This window comes from Streptomyces xanthochromogenes (genome assembly GCF_014650455.1).
GTDB lineage: Bacteria > Actinomycetota > Actinomycetes > Streptomycetales > Streptomycetaceae > Streptomyces > Streptomyces xanthochromogenes.
Window position 1 is genome coordinate 1 of the sequence record NZ_BMUZ01000026.1, and the last position, 14,324, is coordinate 14,324.

8 protein-coding genes are annotated in these 14,324 nt (G+C 71.9%); 7 read left to right on the forward strand and 1 reads right to left on the reverse strand.

The genetic code is table 11. The features are described from left to right. The 7 genes from IE267_RS38300 to IE267_RS38330 form a co-directional block, all read left to right on the forward strand. Nucleotides 1-6,081, forward strand: a 6,081-nt coding sequence (locus tag IE267_RS38300) for a non-ribosomal peptide synthetase (protein WP_189766448.1), incomplete at its 5' end; no start/stop codon positions are given. Nucleotides 6,082-6,397: 316 nt separating this feature from the next. Next, complete coding sequence (locus IE267_RS38305) at nucleotides 6,398-7,315, forward strand: GHMP family kinase ATP-binding protein (RefSeq protein WP_202519563.1); 918 nt, start codon at nucleotides 6,398-6,400, stop codon at nucleotides 7,313-7,315. A 1-nt stretch (nucleotide 7,316) separates the two neighbouring features. After that, a complete protein-coding gene (locus IE267_RS38310) occupies nucleotides 7,317-8,375 on the forward strand; it encodes a PLP-dependent cysteine synthase family protein (protein WP_189766449.1) in 1,059 nt (352 codons plus the stop codon). Then, on the forward strand, nucleotides 8,372-9,631 hold the full coding sequence (locus IE267_RS38315) for an ATP-grasp domain-containing protein (protein ID WP_189766450.1): 1,260 nt from the start codon (nucleotides 8,372-8,374) through the stop codon (nucleotides 9,629-9,631). The genes IE267_RS38310 and IE267_RS38315 overlap by 4 nt, the downstream gene beginning before the upstream one ends. Beyond that, nucleotides 9,628-11,139: an argininosuccinate lyase gene (gene argH, locus IE267_RS38320; RefSeq protein ID WP_189766451.1), complete on the forward strand. Its 1,512-nt coding sequence runs from the start codon at nucleotides 9,628-9,630 to the stop codon at nucleotides 11,137-11,139. The genes IE267_RS38315 and argH overlap by 4 nt, the downstream gene beginning before the upstream one ends. Then, the gene (locus IE267_RS38325; RefSeq protein WP_189766452.1) at nucleotides 11,136-12,515 is read left to right on the forward strand and encodes an MFS transporter; all 1,380 of its coding nucleotides are present in this window, start codon (nucleotides 11,136-11,138) and stop codon (nucleotides 12,513-12,515) included. The genes argH and IE267_RS38325 overlap by 4 nt, the downstream gene beginning before the upstream one ends. A gap of 7 nt (nucleotides 12,516-12,522) precedes the next feature. Next, entirely contained in the window at nucleotides 12,523-13,317 is a 795-nt protein-coding gene (locus tag IE267_RS38330) for a 4'-phosphopantetheinyl transferase family protein (protein WP_189766453.1), read from the forward strand. Between the two features lie 50 nt (nucleotides 13,318-13,367). On the opposite strand, the gene IE267_RS38335 is transcribed toward IE267_RS38330, so the two are convergent. Then, nucleotides 13,368-14,240 carry a lytic polysaccharide monooxygenase auxiliary activity family 9 protein gene (locus tag IE267_RS38335; protein WP_189766454.1) on the reverse strand — a complete coding sequence of 291 codons (873 nt, stop codon included), beginning with the start codon at nucleotides 14,238-14,240 and terminating at the stop codon, nucleotides 13,368-13,370. Between the last annotated feature and the right edge of the window lie 84 nt (nucleotides 14,241-14,324).

Sequence of the window (14,324 nt, forward strand, 5' to 3'; positions counted from 1 at the left end):
CTCAACCCCGAGCGTTCGGCGTCCCGGCATCCGTTGTTCCAGGTCATGCTCACCGTCGGCGACACGACGGTGAGCGAACCTGAACTGGGCGGTCTGACCGCGCAGTTCGTCACTCCCGAGATCCGTGTCGCGAAGTTCGACCTGACCTTCGCGTTCGGTGAGCGCCGGGCGGCCGACGGCAGCCCGGACGGACTCGACATCACCGTGGAGTACGCCACCGACCTCTACGACCCTGCCACCGCGGAGGCCGTCGCTGCTCGCCTGGTACGTCTCCTCACCGCCGCTGTCACCACCCCCGACCAGCCGGTCTCCACCCTGTCCCTCCTCACCGAGGACGAGCACACCCGCCTCACCGCCTGGTCCGGGCCCGCCACTACGGCGCCCCGGCTCGGTCTGGATGGCCTGTTCGCGGGTCAGGCGGCGCGTTCGCCGGAGGCTGCGGCTGTGGTCTTTGAGGATCAGGTGGTGTCGTACGGGGAGTTGGAGGTGTGGTCGAACCGTCTGGCCCGGTATCTGTCGGGCAGGGGTGTGCGGCCGGGTGATCTGGTGGCGGTGCATGTGGAGCGTTCGCCGCACATGGTGGCGGCGATCCTGGCGGTGTTGAAGGCGGGTGCGGGTTACACGATGCTGGACCCGCAGTTCCCGGATGAGCGTCTGAACGGTGTTCTGGAGCAGGTGCGTCCGGCTGCGGTGGTGACGCAGTCGCATCTTCCGGTGTTGCGGTCGGATGCGGTGCGTGTCGATCTGACGCGTGAGGTGGCGGAGATCAGTGCCGTCTCGGGTGGGTCCGTGGTGACGGGTGGGTCTCCGGAGTCGGTTGCGTGTGTGATGTTCACGTCGGGTTCGACGGGTGTGCCGAAGGGTGTGGCCGCCTCGCACCGGGCGCTTGCGGCGACGTTTGTCGGCCCGGACTATCTGGCGTTCGGTCCGGAGCAGACGTTCTTGCAGTGTTCTCCGGTGTCGTGGGACGCGTTCGCGCTGGAGGTGTTCGGCCCGCTGCTTCATGGTGGGGTGTGTGTGCTTCAGCCGGGTCAGCACACTGATCCGCATCAGATCGTGGAGCTGGTGGAGCGGCATCAGGTGACCACGCTCCAGATGTCGGCGAGCCTGTTCAACCACATGCTGGACGAACACCCCACCGTCTTCGGCCAGATCAGAGAGGCGATGACCGCGGGCGAGGCGGCCTCACCGGCGCATGTCGCCCGCGCCCTGGAGGCCTATCCCCACCTGCGGTTGCTGAACGGGTACGGGCCGGCGGAGAGCATGGGCTTCACGACCACGTTCGCCATTGAGCCGGGCATGGCTGAGGGTGTGGCGAGCATCCCGGTGGGTGGTCCGTTGTCCGGGAAGCACGCCTATGTGCTGGACGGGAAAATGGAGTTGGTGGCGCCGGGGGTGCCGGGTGAGCTGTATGTCGCGGGGCATGGTCTGGCGCACGGCTACATAGGTCAGCCGGGTCTGTCGGCGGACCGTTTCGTGGCCAACCCTTACGGACCTGCTGGGGCGCGGATGTATCGCACCGGTGACTTGGCGCGGTGGAACAAGCAGGGTGCGCTGGAGTATCTCGGCCGGGGTGATCAGCAGATCAAGCTGCGTGGTTTCCGGATCGAACCGGGCGAGATCGAGGCGGCGTTGACGTCGCATCCGCAGGTGCAGCAGGCGGCGGCGGTCGTCCGTGAGGACCGTCCCGGTGACAAGCGCCTGGTCGCCTACGTCGTCGCCGACACGACCGACACGGCGGCTCTGGTGCGGCACACCGCGGCGCGGCTGCCGGAGTACATGGTCCCTGCGGCCGTCGTGGTCCTGGAGGAGTTGCCTCGTACGGTCAACGGCAAGCTCGACCGCCGCGCCCTGCCCGCGCCCGACCTGTCCGCCGTCTCCGACGGCCGCCCGCCGCGCAACCCGGCCGAGGAGATCCTGTGCGGTCTCTTCGCCGACACCCTCGGGCTCGCTTCCGTCACCATCGACGACCACTTCTTCCACCGCGGCGGCCACTCCCTGCTCGCCACCCGGCTCACCTCGAAGATCCGGCAGGCCTTCGGCGTACGGCTCGGGGTGCGGGAGATCTTCCAGTGCCCGACGGTCGGACGGCTGGCCGAGCTGATCGCGGCGGGCACCGGCGCGGACGAGCGTCCGGCGCTGGTGGCGGGGGAGCGGCCCGAACGGCCGCCGCTCTCCTCCGCCCAGCAACGGCTCTGGTTCCTCGACCAGTTGGAGGGGCCCTCACCGACGTACAACATTCCGCTGGGCGTACGGCTCACCGGCGCGCTCGACATCGAGGCGCTGCGCCGCGCGCTGGTCGACGTGGTCGGCCGGCACGAAGCCCTGCGGACCACATTCCCCTCGGAGCAGGGCCGGCCTCACCAGGCCGTCCGCTCCCTCGCAGAGACCGACCTCGCGCTCCCGGTGACCCCGGTGACGGAGGAGTCCCTGCACCAGGCGCTGGCCCGGCTGGCCGGCGTCACCTTCGACCTCGCCACCGATCTGCCCATCCGCGCGGATCTGCTGGCGCTGTCCCCCGAGGAGCACGTGCTCCTGGTGGTGATGCATCACATCGCCTCCGACGGCTGGTCGAACGGCCCGCTCCTGCGGGACCTCGCCACGGCGTACGAGGCGCGCACGCGGGACGCGGCCCCCGACTGGGAGCCGCTGCCCGTCCAGTACGCCGACTACAGCCTGTGGCAGCGCAGCCTCCTCGCCACCGAAGAGGAGCGCCAACTCGACTACTGGAAGTCGCAGTTGGCCGAGTTGCCGGAGGAGGCGACGTTGCCGGCCGATCGGCCGCGTGCTGCTGTCGCTTCCTATCGCGGGGCCACTCACAAGGTGACCGCTCCCGCTGTCACGCATGCTGCTCTGACCGGGTTGGCGCGTGAGACCGGTACCACGTTGTTCATGGTTGCTCAGGCGGCTGTGGCGACCGTGCTTTCGCGGTGTGGTGCGGGTGTTGATGTCCCGATCGGTTCGCCGGTCGCGGGCCGTACGGACGAGGCTCTCGATGATCTCGTGGGGTTCTTCGTCAATACGTTGGTTCTGCGTACGGATGTGGGTGGTGATCCCACCTTCCGTGAGTTGTTGGGCCGGGTGCGGGAAACGGATCTTGCCGCGTGGGCTCATCAGGACCTTCCGTTCGACCGGCTCGTCGAGGTGCTCAACCCCGAGCGTTCGGCGTCCCGGCATCCGTTGTTCCAGGTCATGCTCACCGTCGGCGACACTGCTGCCGGCGCTCCGGATCTGGCTGGCCTCGAAGCGGCCTTCCTGGACCCGGAGTTGAGGATCGCGAAGTTCGACCTGACCTTCGCGTTCGGTGAGCGCCGGGCGGCCGACGGCAGCCCGGACGGTCTCGACATCATCGTCGAGTACGCCACCGACCTGTACGAGCCGAAGACGGTCGGACTCCTGCTGGAACGCATCCTGCTCCTGCTGGAGTCGGCCGCGGCCGACCCCGACACCGCCGTCGGCTCGATCCCGCTGCTCGCACCCGAGGAACGGCAGCTCCTCGACGCCTGGTCCGGGCCCGCCACCCAGGCCCCCGAACTGGGCTTGGACGGCTTGTTCGCGGGTCAGGCGGCGCGTTCGCCGGAGGCTGCGGCTGTGGTCTTTGAGGATCAGGTGGTGTCGTACGGGGAGTTGGAGGTGTGGTCGAACCGTCTGGCCCGGTATCTGTCGGGCAAGGGTGTGCGGCCGGGTGATCTGGTGGCGGTGCATGTGGAGCGTTCGCCGCACATGGTGGCGGCGATCCTGGCGGTGCTGAAGGCGGGCGCGGGGTACACGATGCTGGACCCGCAGTTCCCGGATGAGCGCCTGAATGCTGTTTTGCAGCAGGTGCGTCCGGCTGTTGTCGTCACGCAGTCGCATCTTCCGGTGTTGCGGTCGGATGCGGTGCGTGTCGATCTGACGCGTGAGGTGGCGGAGATCAGCGCGGTCTCGGGTGGGTCCGTGGCGACGGGTGGGTCTCCGGAGTCGGTTGCGTGTGTGATGTTCACGTCGGGTTCGACGGGTGTGCCGAAGGGTGTGGCCGCCTCGCACCGGGCGCTTGCGGCGACGTTTGTCGGTCCTGACTATCTGGCGTTCGGTCCGGAGCAGACGTTCTTGCAGTGTTCTCCGGTGTCGTGGGACGCGTTCGCGTTGGAGGTGTTCGGCCCGCTTCTCCATGGTGGGGTGTGTGTGCTTCAGCCGGGTCAGCACACTGATCCGCATCAGATCGTGGAGCTGGTGGAGCGGCATCAGGTGACCACGCTCCAGATGTCGGCGAGCCTGTTCAACCACATGCTGGACGAACACCCCACCGTCTTCGGACAGATCCGTGAAGCCATGACGGCCGGTGAAGCTGCGTCACCTTCTCACGCGGCAAAGGCACTTGCTCGCTTCCCGCACCTGCGGTTGCTGAACGGGTACGGGCCGGCGGAGAGCATGGGCTTCACGACCACGTTCGCCATTGAGCCGGGTATGGCCGAGGGGGTGGCGAGCATCCCGGTGGGTGGTCCGCTGTCCGGGAAGCACGCCTATGTGCTGGACGGGAACCTGGAGTTGGTGGCGCCGGGGGTGCCGGGTGAGTTGTATGTCGCGGGGCATGGTCTGGCGCACGGATACATCGGGCAGCCCGGTTTGTCGGCGGACCGTTTCGTGGCCAACCCTTACGGGCCTGCTGGGGCGCGGATGTATCGCACCGGTGACTTGGCGCGGTGGAACAAGCAGGGTGCGCTGGAGTATCTGGGCCGGGGTGATCAGCAGATCAAGTTGCGGGGGTTCCGGATCGAACCGGGCGAGATCGAGGCGGCGTTGGCGTCGCATCCGCAGGTGCAGCAGGCGGCGGCCGTGGTCCGTGAGGACCGCCCTGGTGACAAGCGCCTGGTGGCCTACGTCGTCGCCGACACGACCGACACGGCGGCCCTGGTGCGGCATACGGCCGCACGTCTGCCCGAGTACATGGTCCCTGCGGCCGTCGTGGTCCTGGAGGAGTTGCCTCGTACGGTCAACGGCAAGCTGGACCGCCGCGCCCTGCCCGCACCGGATCTGTCCGCCGTCTCCGACGGCCGCGCCCCGCGGAACCCGGCCGAGGAGATCCTGTGCGGTCTCTTCGCCGACACCCTCGGGCTCGCTTCCGTCACCATCGACGACCACTTCTTCCACCGCGGCGGCCACTCCCTGCTCGCCACCCGGCTGATCAGCCGCATCCGTACGGTCTGGGGCACTCGCGTCACCATCCGCGACCTGTTCCAGAGCCCCACCCCGGCGCTGCTGGCCGAGCACATCGCGGCGGGCAGCGGAAGCAACCCGCTCGACGCCGTGCTGCCCATCAGGGCACCCGGCCGGGACATGGACACGGCGCCGCTGTTCTGCGTGCACGCCGTCTCCGGGGTGAGCTGGGGCTACGCCGGGCTGCTGCCGCACCTCGGTGCCGACCGGCCGCTCGTCGCCCTCCAGGCCCGTCGGCTCGGCGGTACCGAGGACGTGCCGGAATCCATCGAGGAGATGGCGGACGACTACCTCGCCGAGATCCGCAAGGTCCAGCCGCACGGCCCGTACCACCTGCTCGGCTGGTCGTTCGGCGGGCTCGTAGCGCACGCGGTCGCCGCCCGTCTGGAGGCGGCCGGGGAGGAGGTCGCGCTGCTGGCGCTGCTCGACTCCTACCCGCTGCCCGACGGGTTCCGGGCGCCCGAGATCGACGGCAGGCACGTACTGACCGCCCTGCTCGGCAGCCGGGGCGAGTCCGTGCCGGTGCGGTGCGCCGACTCGGTGCCGGACATCGCCGAACTCGCCGAGGCGCTGCGGCAGTCGGACCCCGTGCTCGCCGGTCTGGAGCACACACAGGCGGCGGCCGTGGTGGCGGCGACCCTCGACAACCTGCGGATGCGGTACCGGTACGTGCCGGACGTCCGGTTCGGCGGTGACGCGCTGTTCTTCGACGCGACCGGCACGCCGGCGGCGCAGTCGGGGGCGGCGGCCTGGGCCCCGTATGTCGGGGGCCGGGTCGAGGAGTTCGCGGTCGACTGCGAGCACGCGGCGATGACCGAGGCGGAGCCGCTGCGCGCGATCGGGGAGGTGCTCGCCCGCCGTCTGCGGCCGGCGGCCCACATCTGAGACAGCGCCTCATCCGGGACGGCCGCCTCGACCGAGACGGCGCGTCGCCCGAGACGCGGCATGCGGCATGCGGCACAGGACGCGCGGCACACGGCCCCGGGGCCCGTACGGCGGATTTGATCGCCGTACGGGCCCCGGGGTCTGTCCGGGTCTGCGCTCCGCACCGCTTCCCGCGGCCCCGGCTGCCGCTAACTGCCCGCATACTGCCGCTTCGGCAGCCGGATTCGGGTGCCGGTGTTGCCTAGCGTGGAGGGGTCCGCATGATCGGCCTGGCCCAGTGAACGGTCCGGTCCGGCCCCCAGAGGAAGTCAAGGACATGGTGGATCATTCCGGTTGGCGCGTCGGCGTCGCTTCCGCGCCGATACATCACGGCGAAATACTCCAGGGCGTCTTTCCGCACCAGGGTCAGCTCAGCCGGGGGCTGGTCACGATGCCCTGTACCGTCCACACCACCCAGGCGTCCTTCATCCCCGCCCGGGGCGAGGAGCTGACCGTCTCCCCGTCCTGGAAGTCCAAGGCGCGGCGGGCGGCGCAGCTCGCCGTCCAGGCCTGTGTGCGGCCCGAGGACGGGCCGGTCGGCGGGCATCTCGAACTGACCGGCGACGTGCCGCTGTGCCGTGGCTTCGGCTCCTCGACCAGTGACGTGCTGGCCGCGATCTGGGCCGTACAGGACGCCTTCGTGGCGCCGCTGCCGCCCGAGGCCGTCGCGCGGATCGCGGTGTGTGCCGAGACCGCGTCCGACTCCCTCATGTTCAAGGAGAGCTCGGTGCTGTTCGCGCAGCGCGAGGGCAAGGTCATCGAGGACTTCGGCTACCGGATGCCGGCCGTGCGGGTCCTCGGCTTCGGCTCCCGGCCGGAGAACGAAGGCAAGGGCATCGACACCCTGGCCTTCCCGCCGGCCCGCTACGACAGCACGGAGATCGAGGACTTCGCCGAGCTGCACGCGATGCTGCGCGAGGCCATCCACACCAAGGACGTCGCCCTGGTCGGCGCGGTGGCCTCGGCCAGCACCGCGATCAACCAGCGGCACCTGCCCATCCCGCTCCTGGACAGCCTGCGCGTCATCGAGCGGGAGACCGGAGCCCTCGGCATTCAGACGGCGCACAGCGGGGACATCGCCGGACTCCTCTACGACCGCGACGACCCCGAGGTCGACGCCCGCACCGAGCACGGTCGGCGACTGCTGCACAACATCGGCATCCACGAGCAGTGGATCTTCACGACGGGTGACTGACATGACCACTTTCACGATCGCGGGCGCCGCGCGGGTGCACGACTCGGTGGTGGACGCCACCGAGCTGCCCCGCATCATCCAGGTGACCGACAACCTCTACGCCACCGCGTTCAGCCTGATGAAGCTGCTGCCGGCGCGGTTCATCGTCGACCGTGCGGAGGCCGCGGGCCTGCTGCGGCCCGGCACCCGGATCATCGAGACCTCGTCGGGCACCTTCGCGCTCGGGCTGGCGATGGTGTGCCGGCTGCGCGGCTACGACCTGACCATCGTCGGCGACTCCGCGATAGACCGGGACCTGCGCAACCGGCTCGAAATGCTGGGCGCCACCGTGGAGATCGTCGAGCACACCGGCCAGCCCGGCGGCATCCAGGGTGCCCGGCTGGCCCGCGTGGAGGAACTGCGCCGGCTGCACCCCGACAGCTTCGTCCCCGGGCAGTACGACAACCCGGACAACCCCGGCGCCTACGCGGTCGTGGCCCAGCTCATCGGGGAGACCGTCGGCTCGGTGGACTGCCTGGTCGGCCCGGTCGGCTCCGGCGGCTCCACCGGTGGGCTCGCCGCCGCCCTGCGCCCCACCGACCCGGCCCTGCACCTGGTCGGCGTCGACACCCACGGCTCGATCATCTTCGGCACCCCCGACGGGCCGCGCACCCTGCGCGGCCTCGGTAGCAGCATCCACCCGGGCAACGTGCGCCACGCCGCCTACGACGAGGTCCACTGGGTCACCGCGGCCGAGGCCTTCCACGCCACCCACGAACTGTTCCGCAACCACGGCCTGTTCATGGGCCCGACCAGTGGGGCCTCCTTCCAGGTCGCGTCCTGGTGGGCGGCGCGGAACCCCGAGAGCAAGGTCGTCATGGTGCTGCCCGACGAGGGCTACCGCTACCAGTCGACCGTCTACAACACCGACTGGCTGACCGAGCAGGGCATCGAACCGGCCCCCACCCCGGGCGGTCCCGTGACCGTCGCGCACCCGCTGGACGCCCCGTCCTCCTGGTCCCGCCTGGTCTGGGCGCGGCGCGGCTTCGACGACGTGATGATGCCGGGGGCCGACGCATGAGCGCCCCGCTGCTGCTGTTCGTCGAGTCCAACACCACTGGTACGGGGCGCCAGTTCGCGCAGCGGGCGCGCGCGCTCGGTGCCGAGCCGGTGCTGCTGAGCGCCGACCCCGGCCGCTACCCGTACGCGGCCGATGACGAGCTGCGCACGGTCGTCGTGGACACCGCGGACGGTGACGCGCTGTGGGCCGCCGTCCAGCGGCTCGCCGCCGGTGCGCGCGTCGCCGGTGTGCTGTCCAGCTCCGAGTACTACGTGGCCGCCGCCGCCGACCTGGCGGCGCGGCTCGGGCTGCCCGGGCCGTCCGCCGACGCGGTGCGTGCCTGCCGGGACAAGTCGGTGCAGCGCCGCACCCTGGCCGATGCGGGTGTGCCCGTCCCCCGGTTCTCGGTGGCCGGCACGGTCGCCGAAGCGGTCGCCGCCGCGCAGTGGCAGGGCGGCCCGGTGGTGGTCAAGCCGGTGCAGGGCTCCGGCAGCCTGGGTGTACGCCTGTGCCGCGACAGCGGTGAAGTCGTCGCCCACGCCGGGGAGTTGCTGTCCGCGACGGTCAATGAACGCGGGCTGCGCACACCCGCCCGGGTCCTGGTGGAGCAGTACCTCACCGGGTCCGAGTTCTCCGTCGAGGTGTTCGGTGAGCAGGTCGTCGTGACCGTCGCCAAGCACGTCGGTGAACCGCCGGTCTTCGTGGAGACCGGTCACGACGTGCCGGCCGTGCTGCCCGCACCCGAGGCCGCCGCACTGGCCGACAGCGCCGTGCACGCCGTGAAGGCGCTCGGCCTCGGCTGGGGCGCCGCCCACGTCGAGCTCCGCCTCGACGGCGGCGTGGCCCGTGTCATCGAGGTCAACCCGCGCCTGGCCGGCGGCATGATCCCGGAACTGGTGCGCCGCGCCCGGGGCATCGACCTCGTCGGCGCCCAGGTGCGCGCCGGACTCGGCCTGCCCGTCGAGCTCATCGGCACGAGCGGCACCGCGGGAGCGGCCTCCATCAGGTTCCTCACCGCGGACGGCGACGCCGTCCTCGGGGACACCGACGCCGCCGAGGCCGCCGCCCTCGCCGTGCCCGGTGCCGTGGACGCCGCCCTCTACCGCCCGCCCGGCACCCGGGTCGGCCCTGCCGAGGACTTCCGCGGCCGGCTCGGCCACGTCATCGCCGTCGCCGACCGCCCCGAGGAGTCGGCGCGAGCGGCCGACACCGCCCGCTCCCTCGGACTGGCCACCGCCCTGGAACACGCCTCGGTGAAGGAGGAGATGCCGGTATGACGACTCCGTCGCAGGCCGTCGGAGCCGGAGGAGTGGACACCGGGCGGCTGCGCACCGCTCTGGACGCCCGCGCCCACCGCATCGTCTACGACCAGTACCGGCCCGGCGCCGACGACCCGATCGGGCAGGAGCTGCGGCTGATCAGCGAGGTGGACCGGGCCCACCTGGTCATGCTCGCCGAGCGCGGCATCGTGGACACCGCCCGTGCCGGGGCGCTCCTCGCCACCATCGACACCCTGCGCGCCGACGACTTCGCGGCCGTCCGGGACCGCCCCATGCCGCGCGGGCTGTATCTGGCGTACGAGGGCTGGCTCGTGGACCGGCTCGGCCAGGAGACCGGCGGCGTGCTGCACACCGGCCGCTCCCGCAACGACCTCAACGCCACCACCGTACGGCTGCGGGTACGCGGCCCCTACGGCCAACTGGTCTCCGAGGTAATGGAGTTGGCGGAGGTCCTGCTCGACCGGGCCGAGCGGTACCGGGACGTCACCATGCCCGCCTACACGCACGGCCAGCCCGCGGTGCCGATCAGCTACGGGCACTACCTGTGCGGAGTCGCCGGCGCGGTCCTGCGCTCGGCGGAGGCACTGCTCGACGCGGGGCGCGAGATCGACGTCAACCCGCTCGGCGCGGGCGCCGTCGGCGGCACCTCCGTGCCCGTCGACCCCGGCCGCACCGGCGAACTCCTCGGTTTCACCGGGGTGGCCCCGAACTCGGTCGACGCCGTCGCCTCCCGTGACTTCGCGCTGCGCATGCTGTCGGCCGCGGCCGTGCTGGGTGTCCTCATGGCCCGGATCGCGCGCGACCTGACCTGGTGGACCACCGAGGAGTTCGGGCTGCTGCGGATGGCCGACGACCTGGTCGGCTCCAGTTCGATGATGCCGCAGAAGCGCAACCCCTTCCTGCTGGAGCACGTCCAGGGCCGCTCCAGTGCCGCGCTGGCCGGCTTCACGGGTGCCGCCACCGCCATGTCCACCGCCGGCTACACCAACGCCATCGCCGTCGGCACCGAGGCCGTACGGCACCTGTGGCCGGGCCTCGCCGGGACCGAGGAGGCGGCGACCCTGCTGCGGCTCGTCGTCGCCGGCGCCGAACCCGATCGCGCGCGCATGACGGCCCGGGCCCGGGACGGCTTCACCTCCGCCACCTACCTCGCCGAACGCCTCGTCGTGGACGGCATGCCCTTCCGCACCGCCCACCACCTCGTCGGCGAGACCGTCCTCGCCGCCCTGGACGGCGGCCTCCCGCTGTCCGAGGCGGCCCGCGCACAGCCCGCCGTGGCCGAGGCCGCCGCCGGATACCCCGCGGACTGGCTGGACCCGGAGACGGTCGCCGCGGCCTGCGCCCACGGCGGGGGCCCCGGCGGCGCCGCGCCCGACGCCGCCCTGACCCGGGCCCGCGCGGAACTCGCCTCCGCCAGGCGGGAGTTCGGGGACCGCCAGGCACGCTGGGCCGACGCCGCCGACCGGCTGACCGACGAGGTGGCCAAGGTGATGACGGTCCGATGAACACCGCCACCGCCGCCCCGCCACGGCCGCGCGGCGGACTCCTGGGCCAACGGGACTTCCGGCTGCTGTGGGCGGGCGAGACCATGAGCCGGTTCGGCAGCAACATCACCGGTGTGGCCATGCCGCTGGCCGCCGTCGTCAGCCTCGACGCGAGCACCTTCTGGGTGAGCGCGCTGGCCGCCGCCGCCTGGCTGCCCTGGCTGCTGGTCGGCCTGCCCGCCGGAGCCTGGGTGGACCGGCTGCCGCGCCGCCCGCTGATGCTGGTCTGCAACCTGGGCTCGCTGGTGCTGCTGGCCAGCGTGCCCGCGGCGGCCTGGCTGGACGTCCTGACCATGACCCAGCTCATGGTGGTCGCGCTGCTCACCGGGCTCGCGAACGTGTTCTTCTCCATCGCCTACCGGGTCTACCTGCCCTCCGTCGTCCGCCGCGAGGACCTCGCCGAGGCCAACGCCAAGCTCCAGGGCAGCGAGTCGGCGGCCCAGCTCGCCGGGCTCGGCGGCGGCGGCATGCTGGCCGGGCTGTTCGGCGCGGTCAGCGGTCTCCTCGTCGACGCCGCGACCTTCCTCGCCTCCACCCTGTGCCTGCTCGGCATCCGCAGCACCGAACCCCGCCCCGAGGCGCCGGCCGTGCCCCGGCCGCTGCGCCAAGAGGTGCGTGACGGCCTGCACTACACGCTGCGCGATCCCTACCTGCGCGTCCTCACCGCCTACGGCACCGTCACCAACCTGCTGCTCACCGGCTACCAGGCCCTCCTCACCGTCTTCCTGGTCCGTGACCTGGGCGTCGGCGCGTCCGCGGTGGGCTGGCTGCTCGCCGGCGCCAGCGTCGGAGGCCTGCTCGGCGCCGTCGTCGCGGGGTCCCTCTCGCGGCGGTTCGGCTCCGCCCGCGGCATGCTGCTGTGCAAGTTCGCCACCGCGCCGTTCGGCCTGCTCGTACCGCTGGCCGAACCGGGGTGGCGGGTCGTCCTGCTCGCCCTCGGCGGGGCGGTGCTCGCCCTGGGCGTGGTGTCCGCCAACGTCATCCAGGGCACGTTCCGTCAGCAGTACTGCCCGCCGCACCTGCTGGGCCGGATCACGGCGAGCATGTCGGTCGCCAACTTCGGTGCCATTCCCGTGGGTTCGCTCCTCGGCGGCATCCTGGGCAGCGCTCTCGGCGTGCGGCCCGCGCTGTGGATGCTCACCGGCGGCCTCGCGGTCAGCTCCGCGCTGCTGCTGGCCGGACCGCTGCGCGCCCGCCGCGACCTGCCGACCGAACCACCGCTCCCAAAAGGGGAGTTGAGGTGTTCCGTCACGCCGCCGGCGCGCACGTCGCCGGGTGCGGAGCGTGATGCCTCCGACGGCGGTCCGCGCCGTCATCCATCAGGAAGAGGTCGGTGAGTGACCCATGAGCGGTTCTCCGTCCGCGAGCGCCACCCTGCTCCACCCGGCGGCTCCACCGGGACGGCCCCTGCCCCAGCCCGGCTCCCTGGACCTCTATCTCATCAGGGTCCCGGACATCCGCGGCGCCGCCCTCGACACCGCGGTACTGGACCCGACCGAACGGCATCGCGCCGCCGAACTGGCGCACGCCGACGACCGGATTCGCTTCACCACGGCCCATCTGGCGCTGCGCCGACTGCTCGGCACCTACCTCGACACCCGGCCGCAGGACATCCGCTACGGCCGCGAGACCTGTCCGTGCTGCGGCGGTCCGCACGGCCGGCCCACCGTCCTGGGCGCGAGCCGCGAACTGCACTTCTCGCTCTCGCACCGGGGCGATCTCGTGCTCATGGGAACGGCGGTGGCCCCCATCGGCGTGGACGTGGACCTGATCACCGACCCCGGCAGCGCCGCCGAACTCGCCGCGATGCTGCACCCGGCCGAACAGGCGGAGATCGCGGCCCTGCCACCCGTCCGCCGCCCCCGCGAACTGGCTCGCCTCTGGACCCGTAAGGAGGCCTACCTCAAGGGTCTCGGCACCGGCCTCGGCCGTGACCCGGCTGCCGACTACGTGGGCTCCGGTAGTCCGAACGGCCCCTGTCCGCCGCCCGGTTGGACCGTCCTCGACATCCCCGTGGACCGCGGATACGCGGCGGCAGTGGCCGTCCACGGCGCCCTGACGATCGCGGCGCCCCGCGTCAGCCGGCTCTCGGACCACGACATCCGCGACGGCCCGCCCGGCGGCACGGGAAGGCGCTGACACCGCCCCCGGATGCCGTCCGGGGGCGGGCAGCACCTCGCCGTGCCGGTTCAGTCGCGGCGGCGGCGCAGGAGGAGGAAGCCGCCGCCCGCCACGCCGGCGGCGGAGGCCGCGGCCAGGGCCTGGGGGGCGGCCGAGCCGCCGGTGGAGGCGGAGGAGGCGGCCGGGGCGGCCGCGGGGGTGGTGGCGGCCACCGGGTCGCCGCCGTGGCCGTGGTGGCTCACCATGGAGTGGGCGGCTCCCGCGGTGATCTTCTGCTCGGTGGGCGCCGCGGCGGCCTTCGCGGCGCCGCCGTACACCACGTCCGAGCAGCTGTAGAACGCCTCCGGGCTGTCGTCGCGCTGCCAGACCTTGTAGATGATGTGGCGGCCGGTGCGGGTCGGCAGCGTACCGGTGAAGTTGTAGTAGCCGTCTGTCGCGGTGCGCGGGGTCTGGTAGGTGGCCACGGGGGTGTTGTCCAGGTCGGACCACTTCAGCGGCTTCGTCGGGTCGAAGCCCTGCTTGGTGATGTAGACGGTCATCGTGCCCGAATGGGCCGCCGTGGCACGGAACTTGAAGTCGAACTTGCCCGCCGCGACGCTGGTGGACGGCCAGTCGGAACGGGCCCAGTCCAGCGCACGGTACTTGTCGCGGTTCGCCGAGCACAGTTTGCCGTCGGGGATGAGCTGGCGGGACTGGCCGTTGGCGTTGGCGATGTTCACCTCGTTCCAGTCGTAGAGCGGCTGGGTGCCCGAGTCGGCCACGAGGTCCTTGCACACCTGCGACACCGGGTGCTCCGGGCCCTCGGCGTAACAGGCGGCGATCCGGCTGACCGGGTTGAACATGGCCCCGTGCGCGGAGGCGGCGGTGGGGGTGAGGCAGAGGAGCGTCAGGGAGGTGGCCCCGAGGACACCCAGGGACGCTGCGGTGCGGCGAGCGGACATGCGAGTGCTCCTTGATCGTGGGGAGGCGGGCGGCCACGGCGGCCGTGCCGTCGCGGCCCGCGGCAGGGCAGGACGGAGCACGGG

What these genes read in the sequence shown, in the direction of transcription:
- IE267_RS38305 (WP_202519563.1), top strand. Translation starts at nt 6,398, where the DNA reads ATGGTGGATCATTCCGGTTGGCGCGTCGGCGTCGCTTCCGCGCCGATA.
- IE267_RS38310 (WP_189766449.1), top strand. Translation starts at nt 7,317, where the DNA reads ATGACCACTTTCACGATCGCGGGCGCCGCGCGGGTGCACGACTCGGTG.
- IE267_RS38315 (WP_189766450.1), top strand. Translation starts at nt 8,372, where the DNA reads ATGAGCGCCCCGCTGCTGCTGTTCGTCGAGTCCAACACCACTGGTACG.
- argH (WP_189766451.1), top strand. Translation starts at nt 9,628, where the DNA reads ATGACGACTCCGTCGCAGGCCGTCGGAGCCGGAGGAGTGGACACCGGG.
- IE267_RS38325 (WP_189766452.1), top strand. Translation starts at nt 11,136, where the DNA reads ATGAACACCGCCACCGCCGCCCCGCCACGGCCGCGCGGCGGACTCCTG.
- IE267_RS38330 (WP_189766453.1), top strand. Translation starts at nt 12,523, where the DNA reads ATGAGCGGTTCTCCGTCCGCGAGCGCCACCCTGCTCCACCCGGCGGCT.
- IE267_RS38335 (WP_189766454.1), bottom strand. Translation starts at nt 14,240, where the DNA reads ATGTCCGCTCGCCGCACCGCAGCGTCCCTGGGTGTCCTCGGGGCCACC.